The 15,971-nt window shown below is 64.2% G+C and carries 8 protein-coding genes; 4 read left to right on the forward strand and 4 right to left on the reverse strand.

The window, feature by feature from the left end; genetic code table 11:
* Positions 1-2,594 (reverse strand): RHS repeat domain-containing protein (locus AC1Q6P_RS05015; RefSeq protein ID WP_492664531.1); only part of this gene is annotated, 2,594 nt, incomplete at its 3' end.
* Positions 2,595-3,997: 1,403 nt separating this feature from the next.
* Positions 3,998-6,202: a TonB-dependent receptor plug domain-containing protein gene (locus tag AC1Q6P_RS05020; RefSeq protein WP_492664530.1), complete on the reverse strand. Its 2,205-nt coding sequence runs from the start codon at positions 6,200-6,202 to the stop codon at positions 3,998-4,000.
* Positions 6,203-6,565: 363 nt separating this feature from the next.
* Here AC1Q6P_RS05020 and lplT point away from each other — a divergent pair, with 363 nt between their 5' ends.
* Complete coding sequence (gene lplT / locus AC1Q6P_RS05025; RefSeq protein ID WP_492664529.1) at positions 6,566-7,849, forward strand: lysophospholipid transporter LplT; 1,284 nt, start codon at positions 6,566-6,568, stop codon at positions 7,847-7,849.
* 39 nt (positions 7,850-7,888) lie between these two features.
* On the opposite strand, the gene AC1Q6P_RS05030 is transcribed toward lplT, so the two are convergent.
* Positions 7,889-9,148, reverse strand: coding sequence for a glycosyltransferase family 4 protein (locus tag AC1Q6P_RS05030; protein WP_492664528.1), 1,260 nt, complete (start codon positions 9,146-9,148; stop codon positions 7,889-7,891).
* A 233-nt stretch (positions 9,149-9,381) separates the two neighbouring features.
* Between AC1Q6P_RS05030 and AC1Q6P_RS05035 the strand changes: the two genes are divergently transcribed.
* The gene (locus tag AC1Q6P_RS05035; protein WP_492664527.1) at positions 9,382-10,014 is read left to right on the forward strand and encodes a hypothetical protein; all 633 of its coding nucleotides are present in this window, start codon (positions 9,382-9,384) and stop codon (positions 10,012-10,014) included.
* A gap of 63 nt (positions 10,015-10,077) precedes the next feature.
* Here the strand turns inward: AC1Q6P_RS05035 and AC1Q6P_RS05040 are convergent, their stop codons facing one another.
* A complete protein-coding gene (locus AC1Q6P_RS05040) occupies positions 10,078-11,727 on the reverse strand; it encodes an aminotransferase class III-fold pyridoxal phosphate-dependent enzyme (RefSeq protein WP_492664526.1) in 1,650 nt (549 codons plus the stop codon).
* Positions 11,728-11,815: 88 nt separating this feature from the next.
* On the opposite strand from AC1Q6P_RS05040, the gene asd reads away from it, so the two are divergent.
* Both asd and AC1Q6P_RS05050 read left to right on the forward strand, forming a co-directional pair.
* Positions 11,816-12,724: an archaetidylserine decarboxylase gene (gene asd / locus AC1Q6P_RS05045; RefSeq protein WP_492664525.1), complete on the forward strand. Its 909-nt coding sequence runs from the start codon at positions 11,816-11,818 to the stop codon at positions 12,722-12,724.
* A 430-nt stretch (positions 12,725-13,154) separates the two neighbouring features.
* A complete protein-coding gene (locus AC1Q6P_RS05050; protein ID WP_171827518.1) occupies positions 13,155-15,929 on the forward strand; it encodes a TonB-dependent receptor in 2,775 nt (924 codons plus the stop codon).
* Positions 15,930-15,971: the final 42 nt, after the last annotated feature.

A 15,971-nucleotide genomic window follows, 5' to 3' on the forward strand; every position in this document is an offset into this window, starting at 1 on the left:
AAGAGGCCGGCTTCCTGCTGGTCGGTGATGGCGGTGACGTTGCCGTTGGGGTCGTAGCTGTACTGGTCTTGCATGACGCCAGCGTCGCGGTTCACCAGAGGCAGGCCGCGCAGGTTCTGCGTCAGGCTGTGGGCAATGCCGTTGCCCAGGGTGTAACTCGCCACCGCGCCATTGGGGTGGAACTTCACGGCGCTGGCGTAGGCGCCCACCTGGCTGGGCTCGCCCAGGGCGTTGGGCGCGTAGTTCACCACCGGGCCGCCTGTGGGGTAGCTCAGTTTGCTCAGGCTGCCGTTGCTGTCGTAGCTCCAGCGGAAGTCGAAGGTCTGGCCGGCGTAGCTGAAGGACTCGGTTTCCAGCAGGCGCAGGCTGTTGTAGCCGTAGGTCCAGGTGTCGCCGCTGCTGGTGCTGATGGTTTCGAGCTTGCCGTCGGGCGTGTAGCTGCGCGTGACCGAGGGGCTGCCGTCGCCGTAGCGGGTGAGTTCCAGCTGGTTGACCTTGTCGTGCTGGTGCGTGATGCGCGCGGTTTCTGGCACCAGGCTTCGGTCGCAGGTGTCCAGCCCGGTGTGGGTCTGGCCGGGTGCGCGCCAAGCGATGTTGCCGGCGGCGTCGTAGTCTTGAATGGTGGCGCCGGTTTCAGGCTCCACCGTCTTGCACAGGCGCTGGCCCTCGTCGTAGACGTAACTGCGGGTGACGCTGACACCGTGGCCGCCACGGGTGATGCGGGTGGGCTTGCCAAAGTCATCGCGCTCGATGCTGATGCTCATGCCGCCAGGCAGGCCGTCACCGGCGGGCACCTCGATGGCGCTGAGCTGGGATTCGGAGGGGTTGTCCAAGGCCCACAGGGTTTGCGTGCTTTGCTTGCCGCGCGGGTTGGTGTGGCGGACCTGGAAGCCGCTGAGGTACTCGGTGCTGCTGCTCAGGGGGCCGAGTTCGCTGTCGGCGACTTGCTCCTCCAGGCGGCCCAAGGCGTCATAACGGCTGCGTTTGCCGGGTGAGCTGACGGCCACGGTCTCGAAGTTGCCCTGCGGATAGCTCTCGAAGGTGACGCGGCCGTCGGCGTCATAGGACTTGACCGTGACCTTGCGGGTGTTGGCCTCGTCGCCTGCATCAAAGCTGCGCGTCATCACCGGGCGCCAGAGGGCGTCGAAGTAGGTGAGGGTTCGTGCATTGCCTTTGCTGATGGTCTGGCGCCAGTGGCCGGCGGGCAGGCCGTACTCGTCGGTCTGCACGGGCTCGAAACGCAGGGTCGTGGCGGCCCAGCCCGCAGGCGGGGTGATGCTGGCCAGACGGCCCATGCTGTCGTAGCCATAGCCGGTGGTGATGCCAGCAGCGCTTTTGACACTGGTGACCAAGCCCAAGTCGTTGACGACCGCGCTCTCGCTGCTGCCGTCTGGGTAACGCACCGCCTGTGGCAGACCGCGCTTGTAGTTGTCGAAGTAAGTGGTGTGGTTCCGTCCGTCGGTGCGGCTGGCCAGGGTGCCGTCGGTGTTGAAGTGCTGGGTGAACTGGGCGATGCCGTAGCTGCTGCGAGAGGAAATGTTCAGCTTCGAATCAAAGCCGTGTTGTACCGCGTTAAGGCCATTGATGGTTTGACTCTCTGTCAATCCGAGCACCCACATGGATGCATCGTCACGGAACTGCGTGCTGCGGTTTTGCTCCACATCGGTACCGATGCGCCGCTCTCGCGTCGTGCGCGCAAAGACATCAAACTCTTGTGCTTCCCACACAAAGCTCCGGCCTTGTTGCGTGGTGGTGATCTTGAGCTGAGGGCGATTGAGCGCGGTCAGTGGCCCGTCCCCGTTGACATCGTGGCTGAACCCGAAACGGGATGAATAGGTGGCGCCGGTTGCTGCGGCGTACTCGTACACCGTGCTACGCAGCGCGCTTGTGCCATTCCATCCATCATCGCGACGCAACAAGAGCCCATGATTGAACACAGCCTCGGCAGGATCCTGGTTGACCGCAGGCATCTCCAAACCGAAGGTGTATCGAGTGTTGCCTTGGTCGGGCGACGTCACTTCAAAGCTACCCTGACTGTTGCTGACGACGTAGTCGCCGTAGCTCCAAGTCGCAGCGTTCAAGCCAGGGCCCGACAGTTTTTTTCGAATCAAGCTCAAACGTTCGGCCAGAACCTGATTCGCGTTCAAGGTGTGGAAGGAAATCTTGCCCGCACGCATCGGCCCGACACGGCGCGCCAAAGTGAAGCTGCCCACCAATCCAGAAGGGTGGACAAAGTTCTTGGTCTTTTCCCCGGCTGACAGCACGTACGACGTTCCGACCAGCGGCTTGTACTGGAGAGAGGCACCGGAGAACTCCCAGGCACTTCCATCGGGCTGTCGAACACGCTTCAACAGCCGCAAGGACGCTTCGGATCGATCCGCGGTCTTGCTGCCTGTGTCTTCGTATTCGTAGGTCCAGGCACGACTCGTATCGCCTGCGATGGGAACGTTGACCCCAGAGATCAACTTGTTGGTGTACTGAAAGTTCACCACCCGCCCATCACTGCCGCTGATGCTGTCCAACTGCCAGGGGTCTTGGGCGTTCCAGAGGTAGTCCAGGGTGTTGCCAAAGCGATCTTTGACTTGGGAAGGCACCAACCTGACCTCGAAGCGCTCCACCTGAACACTGAGGTGAGGCGATAAAGGAGCTTCGACCTGCTGCTCTTGTTCGAAGGGCGCTGAACTCGCCAACGGTGAAGCAGGCTGTTGCGCGCTGGAAAAAGACAGGCGTGTCGCGGGGCGCGGGCCGCCCAGCGGCGACGGCTTGGTGGTTGGCAATACCCTTCGGCTGATCAATCGATCAAACCGATATTCAACACCCTGCGGGCTGACCGCGACAAAGCCCTCGCCTTCGTACGCAGGCGCAAGCAGGGGAATGCAGTAAAACTGCCAGCCGCTCTTGGTGACGGCAGTCACGGTCCTGGCTGCCAAAGTCGGGCGCGTACCGGCTGGGTCCAGCATTGCTTCGCTGACACCACCCAAAGCGACCATAGACGCTTGTGCAGCCGTTTCGACGGGATAGCTGAAGCTACTGGCCTCATCCCAAAAACGGCTGCAACGCGCATTGTTGTGGCTGGGTGTCGACTTCACGCCGACCTTCCAAGTGGGCTCTCCTACGATGGCCTTGATGTGCGGGTATTCAAGTTCCCAGTCGGCAAACATTCGCCGGGGCTCGTCCCAATGCGCAGCGGTGATGACGCCTGTGGTCAAGGTGCGGGCCACTTCAAGGGGCAATGCGGAATTGCCTGGAATGCTCACGTCCACTTGACGGAAGGAGACCGCCCCGGTGAACGGATCCCACCTCTCCCCAAAGGCATCTGCACCGACGGCCCGAGGCTTCTGGTGCCCACGCACAAGGCCACCGTCCTCGAAATAGTGTTGAAGGCCAGAGCTTTGTGCTGACCCCATCAACGCCAGCAAGCCCAAGACCAGCAGAAACCCCGCTCCCCCCGAATTGCTCATCACGTTCACTCGTTGTGTTTTTGAAAGACGGCAGCGTCGGCTTGAGGCCGCTCTGCACCTTGCCGCCGCCCCGTCCTGTTCATCCTATGCCTGTGGACCCACTGACACGATCCGGCTCGCTCCAGCGAACAGATCGCGAGCCATGGCGCTGCCATTGAACGCAATGGCGCAGCATTCATTCACGAAGGCCAGCAATGCGTGCCGTCTCGACGACGCAACTTGACTCATGGAACTCCCCCCAATTGAATAGTCGCCGTGATGCGACCCAACCATGCTGTTTGTCGTGGCGCCAGCATCAGGTACCGGCGGCTTTATTCTTGGTGCCGGAATCTCTCTGACAGCCACCCAGTTGTCCACCTGTAAAACCCGACAGATTGACAGCAAAGGTGAGTTGCAATAGGCGTCAACAGCAGCCCTGTACCGGCACTTCTTGGCAAGCTACGGCCATAGGCGCGGCAGCGAACTCAGCCCATCATTCGGCGCCCGCCCTTCACCCATACCCTTCACGGCGGCCATTGCGACTTCAGCGTTTGAGCTCAGTACTTGGCGTCCAAGTTGATCATCCAGCTTCGCTGTGCGGCCCGATCCTGGTCGCGACGCAGGGCCTGGCTCGTGGGACTTTGCGCAAACAGGGATCGACTCTCCTTGTGCCTGGCGAGCAGATTGCTGACTTTGAGCCGAAGCTGCAGTTCGGGACTGAAGCGCCAGCCGAGGCTGGCGTCCAGATCCCAATGAGCACCGACGTCCATCAATTCGTAAGGGCTGATTCTCGTCAAGCCGCCGGCCTGCCAGCGTGCATCCATGCTCCAGTTCAGAGGCAGACTCTTCAACTGCTGACCGAGACCCAGCTTGGCACTGCCACGCCCCTGATCGGCCAGATGGTTGTACGGTGCCGGGAGGGTTGCATCGCGAGAGCGGTACACGCTGGCCGACGCACGCAACAGCCAGGGCGGCAACGAGGAGGAAAGCATGTCCAACCTTTGCTTGAGCTCCAACTCCACACCCTGGCTCCAGGCTCGGCCGAGATTCAGGGGCAGATTCACCCAACGCGGTACGGAGGCCCATTCGACCGGCTGCTGAACCAACGCCAAAGCCAGGCGGTCCTGCAAGCGCCGATGGAAGAAGCCCACGCTGAACAAGCCCTCGCCCTCCAGGCTGCGCTCCCACGACGCATCCAGCCCCCAGGCACGCTCCGGGCGTAGCGCCGAGTTGCCAGCCGTATCGGGATGGAGCAATGAGTTCGTCAGATCGCAAAGGCGATCCGGCGGACACGGGAAGAACGGGCTGATCGTGGGCCTTTGCATCAACTGACTCAGCTCAGGCGCCTTGAAGCTGCGCGACAAGCCCAATCGAATCTGGTCACGGCCGGCCTTGTCCAGCTTGTGCAGCAGGTTGACTGAGGGCAGATGGACGCTGTAAGCGTTGCGCCGGTCGTAGGCCCCCAAGTTCCCAGCGAGACGCGAATGCTGCCAGCGCCAGCCCAGATTGGCACTCCAGCCCGGGCTCAGCTCCCATTCGTCTTGCACGAAAACAGCCAACTCATGCCGGCCGTACATGCCGGCCCCAAGGTAGCGCGACAACTCCAGATCCGGTTCACCCTGACGCCAGCGTTCGATCTTGGTGGTCTCGCGTTCGTAGGATCCCTCCAGGCCCGCGCTGAGCTGGTGGCCTTCCCGAAGCCCAGTGTCGTTCCACTTCAGCCCCCAGGAGGCGCGGCGCTTGTGCTCGCGACCGATACGCAGACGCTCCAGCAATGTGGCGGGGTCGTCGATGGCCTCCTGTCGCCTGGCATGTGAGTCGGCCCTGAAGTCAGACAGGCCCGACTCCAGCTTGATGGTGCCCGACTCTCCCCAGGGGCGCTGCCAACTCAGCTCGCTGTTGATGGCTTGCCCATCTCGCCGGCTTCGTGTGCTGACGTGGTCAAACGGCAGAGGATCCGCACTGCGCTGAGACTGTTGAACCTCGGAGCGATTGCCGAACACAAAGCCACCCAGATTCAAGCCCAGCTCACCCTGTTCGACGTTCTGCACCCGAGCCCGGACGCGTGCATTGACGGACTTGACCCGTCCTTGATTGGCAGTCTCGACATCGACCGCCCCCTGCCCTTCCCGGCCTTCCATTTCGCGGACCCGACCCGACCATTGAAAGCTGCTGTAGCCCAGCGAGCTGGTGTAGCTGGTGTCGCGGGTCCACTGACCATGGCGGACCCAAGACAACGATGGCGTGACGCCGCGGGAATCCACTCCGGCGCTGCCGCTCCACTCGTTCATTCGTTTGCGAGGCTTGACCGTGCGCAAGACCAGATTGATCGTGCCGCCGATGCCCTGACCGGCAAACTCTGCGGTGGCGCCCCGCAGCACCTCGACGCGTTCCAGCTGCGAGAGCGGAAGGTCCAGCGCTTGCACACCGGGCGCGGGCGGTTTGCCATCCACCAGGATTTGCGTATAGCCCTGCAAGCCTCGCAGGGCCAGGCCGCCATAACGGTTCAGTTCGATGCCCGGCAACTGCTTCAACAGCTCAGCAGCATTGGCTCCACCCAGACGTTCGATCTCTTCTCGACCGAAGGTCTGCTTTGCAGCTGTACTGTTCTTGCGATGAGCGAGGTCCGACTGCTGCCCGGTGACCTCCACCTTCTCGATCGAACCCTTGACCTCTGGCTTCGCTTCGCTCGCCTCGATGAGCGCTGAAAAGGAAAAGCCCAAGGCAAAGGCAATTCCTACACGCGTGTTGACGTTCCGCACAGCACCCTCCCCTTGACTCACACGTGACGCTGCGACCAGTTCTGCACCCCGGAAGCACCACCTGTGCACGACAGCCGCAACGCGCGACGGCTGCCTGTCTGCTCTTTGAAATATGTTCTTGAATCAGCGCACCCATGAAGAACGCAAATGGGTGCGCGGCGCAGACTACACAACGAGGGACTTTTGTCAGCCTGTAAGAACTGACAGTTTGACCCGCGTACGGAAAGATGATTTCACATCACCGCGACCCATGCAGGTGTCGCCGAAGATGTCCCGGGCGGCCCTGTCACCACGGTTTCACACCCCCCTGTCACGCTGCCGTCTTTCTTCTGATCGCCCGCGACAGCGCGGCGAGCCCACCCCATGCCCCCTGGCTTTCATCGGCTGATCGCGGCCCAGTTCGCGTCGGCGCTGGCGGACAACGCCTTGCTCATCGTCACGATTGCCCTGTTGGTGGAGCAGGGGTTCCCGGGCTGGTGGGCCCCGCTGCTGAAGTTCGGCTTCACCTTGTCCTATGTGCTGCTGGCGCCCTTCGTGGGGCCGCTGGCGGATGCCGTGCCCAAGGCGCGTCTGATGGCCTGGATGAATGGCGTGAAGATGGTGGGCGTGCTGGGCTTGCTGGCCGGCGTGCACCCGATGGCGGCCTTCACCCTGATCGGCTTTGGCGCGGCGGCGTATGCGCCGGCCAAGTACGGCCTGGTGACCGAGCTGGTGCCCGCCCAAGGCCTGGTGCAGGCGAACGGCTGGGTGGAAGTCTCGGTGGTGGGCGCGGCCTTGCTGGGCACGGTGTTGGGTGGGCTGCTGGTCAGCCCCTGGTTGCTGGGATCGGGCCTGTATGCCGCCGCACGTGAGGGTTTGGAAACCCTGGGGCTGACCCAGGCCAGCGGCCTGAGCCTGTCCATCCTGGCGCTGATGGCGGTGTACGGCAGCGCCAGCTGGCTGAACCTGGGGGTGCCGGACAGCGGTGCGCGCTATCCGGCCTGCCACCTCCGCCTGGGCCCGCTGCTGCGCGATTTCAGCGAGGCGAATATGAAGCTCTGGCGCGATGCCGAGGGCGGCCTCTCGCTGGCGGTGACCACCATCTTCTGGGGCTTTGGTGCCACCTTGCAGTTCGCCGTGCTGCGCTGGGCGGCCGATGCCCTGCAGCTGCCACTCAACCAGGCGGCCTACCTGCAAGCGGCCGTGGCCGTGGGCGTGGTGGGCGGCGCGGCAGCGGCCGGGCGCTGGGTACCGCTGCGCGCGGCCAAGAAGATGCTGGGATTTGGCGTGCTGCTGGGCCTGCTGGTGCCGGCCGTGGCCTGGATGCCCTCGCTGGGCCTGGCCCTGCCCTTGCTCGTGGCGGTGGGCGTGGTGGGCGGCTTGCTGGTGGTGCCGCTCAACGCGCTCTTGCAGCACCGCGGCTACTGCCTGCTCACCGCCGGTCGTTCGATCGCCGTGCAGGGTTTCAATGAGAACGCCAGCGTGCTGGGCATGCTGGCCCTGTACGCCCTGCTGCTCAAGCTGGAGCTGCCCATCATCACGGTGATGAGCGGATTCGGCCTGAGCATCGCGGCCACCATGGCCTTGCTGTGGCGGCGCGAACGCCGGCGCAGCGGCGCGGAGCGGCGCAGCGCCTTGCAAGACTTGCCCGACAGCGCCTTGCTCTGAGCCGGCGCCCCGCGGCCGCTCAGCGCCGCGAATGCAGGTTCACACCGCCGGGCGCTTCTTGCTCGCCTTGGCCAGCAGACCGACACCCAGGCTGCTGGGCACCGTGGCGCGGTGCATGACCGAATCGAGCACGCCTTCGAAGCGGGCGACGATGGCGCTCCAGTCCAGCTCCGAAGCCGTCTGGCAGGCGGCCGCGCCCATCTGGCGGCGCAGCGCGGCCTGGTCGGCCAGGCTGAGGGCTGCGCGGACGAAAGCGGCCTGGTCGTCCATGGGCACCAGCAGGCCGTTCTCGCCGCTGCGGATCAGCTGGGCGGCGGCGGCGTAATTGAAAGCCACCACGGGCAGACCGCTGGCCATGGCCTCGGTGGTGACGTTGCCGAAGGTTTCGGTCAGGCTGGGGAAGAGGAAGAGATCGCCCGAGGCATAGTGCGCCGCCAGATCCTCACCCTTGCGTTGGCCGGCAAAGATGGCTTGCGGCCAGCGGGCCTGCAGCTCGGCCTGCTGCGGTCCACTGCCCACCACCACCAGGCGGGCGCGCGGCTGCACTTGCTGGATGGCTTCGAAGGCAGCCGTCAGCGCGGCCAGGTTTTTCTCGGGCGCGATGCGGCCGACGTAAACCACCACCAGATCATCGTCCGCCACGCCCCACTCGGCGCGCAGCGCGGCGCTGCGGCGGCTGGGCGAGAACTGCTGCGTGTCCACACCGCGCGAGACCACCGTCAGCTGCTTGAAGCCGCCGGCCTCCAGATCGCGCTTGAGCGCTTCGGTCGGCACCATGGTGCACTGGGTGCGGTTATGAAACTTGCGCAGGTAGGCCATGATGGGCTTGTAGAGCCAACCAATGCCGTAGTGCCGGCTGTAGGCATGGAAATTGGTGCGGAAGTCCGAGCACACCGGCAGCTTGAGATGCAGGGCCGCCTGCAGGGCCGACCAACCCAGCGCGCCCTCGGTGGCGATGTGCACCACATCGGGCCGGTTCAGCGACCAGAGCTGGACCAGCGCCTTCTTGGACGGCACGCCCATGCGCAGATTGGGATAGCGCGGGATGGGCAGGCCGCGCATCAGCACCTCGTGGAAACGCACGCTGCGCTCGGCCGCATCGCTGGCATCCTGGCGCGGGCGGATCAGCTGCACATCGTGGTTGCGCCGGTGCAGGCCCTCAACGATGCGGGCCAATGTCATGGCCACACCATTGACCTCGGGCGGATAGGTCTCCGTCACGAAGGCAATCCGCAGTGACCGCTGGGCAGCGGGATAGTTGTCGACAACGATGCTGTCCGCGCTGGGTGTGGGTTCCATGCAGGGCATCTTGCCTAGGAGAGATAACAGTTCAATGACAGTGACCGGCACGCGCGTCGGCCGATGGGCACGGGGCGGGCGCCGCCTGGTTCCTTCGGCGCGGCCATGGTCACGCAGTTTTCATGCAGCAGCGTCACCATCGCGTCACGCAAGCCGATCGGGGCTGCGCCTGGGCGGCCAGCTCCCGGCTTGGCCGCCTCTTCCCCTTCACCATCACACCGCCGAGGTGACGCGTGCGCCACAACTTCCTGAAGAACCTTGCCCAAGAGCTGCGCGTGCAGCGCTGGGACGACCACCGCTACTACCACCACAGCCGCATCAACCAGAGCCTGCACCTGCTCAGCGCGATCAGCTTTGTGATCTCCTACGGCCTGCTGTTCGTGGACCCCGCCATGGCCGCACTGCTGGCCTGGTGCGTCTCCATGACCAGCCGCCAGGCCGGCCATTTCTTCTTCGAGCCGCGCGGCTACGACGAGGTCAATCAGGCCACCGACGAGCACAAGGAAGCGATCAAGATCGGCTACAACATCCGCCGCAAGATCGTGCTGCTGGCCGTCTGGGTGGCGCTGCCGGCACTGCTGTGGCTGCAGCCCTCGCTGTTCGGCCTGATCGAGCCGGCCACCGATGTCCGCGGCTTCCTGCACGATGTGGGCATCTCCTGGCTGTCGCTGGGTGTGGCCGGTCTGCTGTTCCGCGTGCTGCAGCTCTGGCAGCAGCAAAGCCTGATGACCGGCCTGACCTGGGCCACCAAGATCATCACCGACCCCTTCCACGACATCTGGCTGTATCACAAGGCGCCGCTCTACCTGCTGCGCGGCGAGTTGATCGACCCGATGGACCACGTGCAACACCCGCAAAGCCGCTGACACATCGGCTGAGAGAGCACAGGGCGCCCGAGGGCGCCCTGTTTTGCACTCCGCCGTCGCAGCTCAGAAACGCTGCTGCAGCATCTCTCGCAGCACCGAGCGGCGGATGGCCTTGTTGGTCAGCGCCTCGTCCTCCCACCACCAGCCATCGGCCTGCATGGCCTTGCAAGCCTTGACGAAGCGCTGCAGCACTGCCTCGAAATCCGCGTCGCTGTAGTTGAGGCTGAAGATCAGCCGCCCGGTCCCCACCCAGCTGAGAGCCAGACCTTGTTCACGCAAATAGAACTGCAGCATCCAGTTGTAGCGCGAAGGCTGGGTGTAGAACACCGTCCAGACCGATTGCAGGTGGGCGATCTGCACCGGCACATCGGCCACCTGCAGGGCTTCGTTGAAGTGCTGGGCCCGCTGATCCCAGCGCTCATCGGCCTGGGCGTAGATGGACTTCACCGGCGCGCTGTCCAGCCGGTCCAGGAACACCTTCATCGCGCCCATCACATAGGGGTGCGAGTTGAAGGTGCCGCGGGCGAAGCAGATGTCGGCCGGGCGCTGCTCGCGGAAACGCTTCATCAGATCGCGCCGGCCGCAGACCACGCCAACCGGCAGGCCGCCGCCCAGGGTCTTGCCGTAGGTGACCATGTCGGCGCGCACGCCGAAATACTCCTGCGCGCCGCCGGCGGCCAAGCGGAAGCCCAGGAAGACCTCGTCAAAGATCAGCACGATGCCGCGCTCGGTGCAGACCTCGCGCAAGGCCTTGAGCCAGCGGGTGTAGGCCTCGCGGTCGAAGCCGGCGCGGCGGCCGCTGTCCAGCAAGGACGAATCCCCCGGCGCGCCCTGGTTGGGGTGCAGGGCTTGCAGCGGATTGATCAGGACGCAGGCGATGTCGCGGCGCGTGCGCAGCACCTGCAGGCTGCGCGGATCCAGGTCCTCGAGCGTGTAGGTTTCGCGCGGCGGCAGCGGGTTGCCCGGGCCGGGCTGCACATCCTCCCACCAGCCGTGGTACGCGCCGCAGAAGCGCACCAGATGGCGGCGCCCGGTGTGATAACGGGCCAGGCGCACGGCCTGCATCACCGCCTCGGTGCCAGACATGTGGAAGGACACCTCGTCGAGCTTGGAGATGGCCTTGAGGCGCTCGACGTTCTCAGCCACGCAGGGGTGGTAGGCGCCCAGCACCGGGCCCAGCTTGTGGGTCAGGGCAATGCCCTGGTCCACGCAGTCGCGGTAGAAGTCATAGCCAAAGACGTTGACACCGTAGGAGCCGGTCAGGTCGTAGAAGCGGTTGCCATCCAGGTCTTCCACCATCACGCCGCTCGAGGCCTGCAGAAAGCTGCCGGTCTTGAGATGCTCGCGCAGGTAGGGGCTGTACTGGAAGGGCACGCGGTAGCTGCCGGTGAACTGCAGGTCCGAGATGCCCTCGCGCGCGCGCGCCGTCATGGCGATGCTCTGGGCATAGCGCTCGGCAAACACGCCGCTCAGGCGCTGGAAGCCGACGCGGCGCTGCGCCTGCACCGAATCAGGCGCACCGTCCGAGCCAAAAAAACGGGCCTCGTCGTAGGCGTAGCCAGGAATCCAGCCCGCCAGGCGTTTGGCCATGCGCGAGTGGCCCGCCAGCGAGCGGTGCTTGGCCCGCGACAGCTCGAGGCGCCGCTTGGCCTTCGGCAAGGTCCAGGCCAGAGCGGCCAGAGCCAGGGCCGAGAGAGCAAAAGTTTCATTCATTCAGCGTGCCTACCTTGTCCTCGCCACCTCGGGGTGAGCGAGCTTTGTTGCGCAGACCTCTTGTCTAACAGTCCGAATTGACAGACGCATGAAAAGCAGCCTTCAAGCCCGCACTCGGGCATTTCTCACACCCCGCCTGTGGGTGCAGCGCCTGCTGCAACAGGAAGACCTGAACTTCCTGCTCACCAACCGCATCCCGCGCATGGCCCTGACCCGCTTCATGGGCTGGTTCAGCCAGCTGCGCCAGCCGCAGCTGGCACGCGCCTCGATTGCGGTCTGGCGCCTGTTCACCGACCTGGACCTCAGCGACGCCAAGAAGCAGCGCTTCGACAGCCTGCACGACTGCTTCACCCGCGAGCTGCGCGAGGGCGCACGCAGCATCGACCCGCGGCCCGAAGTGCTGAGCAGCCCCTGCGACGCCATCGTCGGCGCCTGCGGCCGGGTGGAAGCCGGCCAGGTCTACCAGGCCAAGGGCTTCCCCTACGCGCTGCAGGATCTCTTCGGCCCGACCCAGGACACGCGCGTCTTCGAGGGCGGGCTGTTCCTCACCCTGCGCCTGACCTCGGCCATGTACCACCGCTTCCACGCGCCAGCCGATTGCCAGGTCGAGCATGTGACCCACATCGCCGGCGACACCTGGAACGTCAACCCGATCGCGCTCAAGCGGGTCGAGCGCTTGTTCTGCCGCAACGAGCGCGCCGTGCTGCGTTGCCGCCTCAACGATGCCGAGCGCACGCCGATTGCCCTGGTGCCGGTGGCGGCCATCCTGGTGGCCAGCCTGCGCCTGCATTTCCTCGACCTGCTGCTGCACGTGGGCTACCGCGGTGCGAACGAATTGCCCTGCCAGGCGAACTTTCTGAAGGGCCAGGAAATGGGCTGGTTTCAGCATGGTTCCACCATCCTGGTGTTCGTGCCGCCGGGCTTTCGCCTGTGCGAGGGCATCGCCACCGGGCAGCGTCTGCGCATGGGCCAGGCCTTGCTCTGCCGCGCCGACTGAAACTCACCGTATCTATGCGCGATATGCGCACACTCAACAATCAATCCCGAGAAACTGACTCAAGAACTTACGAAACGAACGCCTATCGCACAAGCGAACCCGAGCAATCATGACCAATGGCACTGCCCCTACACGTAAACCCTAGCAGACCGCCGCGACCGCACGATGAAACACAAGGGCCAAAAGTCACCCAGCAAATCCAAAAGATGCACTAGCGATACGCCATTCGCCCAGACCTGGGGCAATTACACGAAGCTCAGGGGCCACACGAAAAGTTTGTCGCAGCAGCCTGACAAGGATTGACCCTCTCAAGCCCCAAGAACCCCACTCCTAGACTGACCTGCGTCGCAGCGCACACCGTGCCAGATGCCGAAGTGATGGCACGGTTTTGCCGCGTTATGGATACCCAACCTCGCAGGAGATTCCCCGTATGTTGAAACAACAACCGAAATTCAGCGCCATCAGCGCTGCTGTCTTCCTGGCTGTGGCCGCATCGGCCCAAGCTCAGGCACCGACCCAGATGGAGCGTGTGGAAGTCACCGGCTCCTCGATCAAGCGCGTGGATTCGGAATCGGCCCTGCCGGTCACCGTGGTCACCAAGGAAGAGATTCGCCGCAGTGGCGTGGCCAGCACGGAAGCCCTGTTGGCTTCGATCGCCTCCATCGCCTCCGCCGGCGGCTTGAACACCGCAGCCGGCGCTGGCAGCTCGACCTACGGCCTGTCGTCCGTGTCGCTGCGCGGCCTGGGCTCGGACCGCACCCTGGTGCTGGTGAACGGCCGCCGTGTGGCGCCTTTCGCTGGCGGTGGCGGCGCCACCGTCAACGTCGCAGCCATCCCGCTGGCCGCGATCGAGCGCGTGGAAGTGCTGAAAGACGGCGCATCGGGCGTGTATGGCTCTGACGCCGTGGCCGGTGTGATCAACTTCATCCTCTCCAAGAGCACGACGGGCGTGGAGTTGAGCGCCACCGCGGGCTCGCCGACTGCCAAGGGCGGCGGCAAGAACAACCGCGCCAGCATCGTGGCCGGCTATGGCGACCTGGACAAGGATCGCTTCAACATCACCGCCTCGGCCAGCCTGGAAAAGGAAACCGCCCTGTTCGGCCGTGATCGCGATTTCGCCAAGACCGGCAATATCGACCCCTACATCGTGTCGGGTGCCACTGGCCACGGCAACATTGAAGGCCCCTACACCCCCGGCAAGGTGGTGAACGGCAAGTGGGTGGAAGGCACCGCCGGTACGGACTTCCTGGGCGGCTCCGGCTACGGCAACCCCCTGGCCCAGGCCGACAAGTGCGCCGACATCAAGATGTTCAAGAACCCGACGGTCAACGGCACCTCCAAGATGCCGTTCTGCGCCTATGACTCGGCCCCCTTCGTGGGCCTGGTTCCCAAGCGTGACCTGACCACCTTGAGCGCCAACCTGACCGTCAAGCTGAACGAGAAGACGGAGCTGTTCGGTGACCTGCTGTACAGCCAAAGCAAGGTGCAGCAACAGTTCCAGCCCAGCCCCATCCGCAACGGCTTCCTGGTCAGCGACGAAGAGTTCGCCAAGCAGGGCGTCGATCCTGTGATGCTGCTGCGCCCCAACAACCCCAACTACAAGATCGCCGCCGACTACCTGACCAAGAACGGTTTCGGCGCTCTGGTGGGCCAGCCCCTGGGCGTGACCGCCCGCGTCTACGACTTCGGTGACCGCACCGAGCTGTCCACCGCTGACCAAAGCCGTTATGTCGTTGGCGTGCGCGGCGAATTCGCTGGCCACGACTATGAACTGGCAGCCTCGCACAACGAAGGCAAGACCCACGGCAAGGTGACCGACGGCTACTTCTCGCAAGTGGCCTTCGTCAAGGCCGTGAACGCCGAGAACAGCGACTACAACCCCTTCTCCTTGACCCAATCGGAAACCTTCCGCAAGGCCATCGAAGGCGCCAAGTACATCGGTGACACCACGACCTTCAAGTCCAAGGTCGATGTGGTGGAAGCCAAGGTCTCGGGCGATCTGATGGCCCTGCCGGCTGGCTCGCTGATGTACGCTGCGGGCGCCCAGCTGCGCAAGGAAAGCTACTCCAAGTCGCCGTCGCCCGCCATGTTCAGCGGCGACATCGCCGGCCTCGGTGGTGCCACCAAGCCCCTGGACAAGAGCCGCAACGTGAAGGCCGTGTTCGCTGAGTTCAACGCGCCCATCATCAAGACCCTGGAAGCCGGCCTGGCCCTGCGTCACGACAAGTACAACGACGCAGGTTCGACCACCAACTACAAGGTTAATGTGCGCTTCCAGCCCACCAAGCAGCTGATGCTGCGCGCCTCGGCAGGCTCGGGCTTCCGGGCTCCGACCCTGGTGGACCTGTGGGATCCGCAAGTGCTGGGCACCAGCGCCCAGTTTGACGATCCGGGCACGGGCGAGAAGAAGATCCAGGTGCCGTCGTTGACCGGCGGCAACCCGCTGCTGAAGCCGGAAAAGTCCACCCAATCGAGCTTCGGTATCGTCGTCTCGCCGATCAAGGACATGACCCTGTCGGCCGACGTGTTCCGCGTCAAGATGACGGACATCCTGTCGCTGGCTTCGGTGCAGGAAATCGTCTCGGGCTTCCGCAAGGGTGATGCCTCCTACGTCAACCTGGTCAAGCTCAACCCCTCGGGCTCGATCAAGCAAGTGGATGTCGTGCAGTCCAACACCGGCAGCGCCGATGTGCAGGGCGTGGACCTGGAAGCCAACTACCGTCTGCGCTTTGAAGGCAGCCGCCTGGACCTGGGCTTCAACGGCACCTACATGACCAAGTTCGACCAGATGAGCCCCGGCGGCGTGATGTCGCACAAGGTCGGCACCATCGTCGACAAGGCCGGCAACCCGGTCCTTGGCGCCGACCAAGGCGGTGTGGTGCTGCGCTGGAAGCACAGCCTGCAAGCCACCTACACCACCGGCAACTGGGCAGGCACCTTGGTGCAGGACTACGCCAGCGGTTACGAAGCCGGCCATGATCTGAACGACAAGCCGCACTTCATGCCCAGCATGGCGCTGTACAACGCCAGCGTCAGCTACAGCGGCTTCAAGAACCTGCGTCTGACCCTGGGTGCACGCAATGTGTTCGACAAGAAGCCCGCTGTGTTCACTCCGGCATCGAACCAGTTCCAAACGGGCTACGACGTGACCCAGTACGACCCGCGCGGCCGCTTCGTCTACGTGACGGCTGGCTACAAGTTCTGATCCTCACCGTCAGCAACTAGCCTCCAAAAGGCCCCTTCGGGG

It is taken from the genome of Roseateles sp. GW835-FHT13E02 (genome assembly GCF_058794035.1).

Bases quoted from the DNA above. Each gene is read 5' to 3' on its own strand.
- lplT (WP_492664529.1), top strand. From the start codon at position 6,566: ATGCCCCCTGGCTTTCATCGGCTGATCGCGGCCCAGTTCGCGTCGGCG.
- asd (WP_492664525.1), top strand. From the start codon at position 11,816: ATGAAAAGCAGCCTTCAAGCCCGCACTCGGGCATTTCTCACACCCCGC.
- AC1Q6P_RS05040 (WP_492664526.1), bottom strand. From the start codon at position 11,727: ATGAATGAAACTTTTGCTCTCTCGGCCCTGGCTCTGGCCGCTCTGGCC.
- AC1Q6P_RS05050 (WP_171827518.1), top strand. From the start codon at position 13,155: ATGTTGAAACAACAACCGAAATTCAGCGCCATCAGCGCTGCTGTCTTC.
- AC1Q6P_RS05030 (WP_492664528.1), bottom strand. From the start codon at position 9,148: ATGGAACCCACACCCAGCGCGGACAGCATCGTTGTCGACAACTATCCC.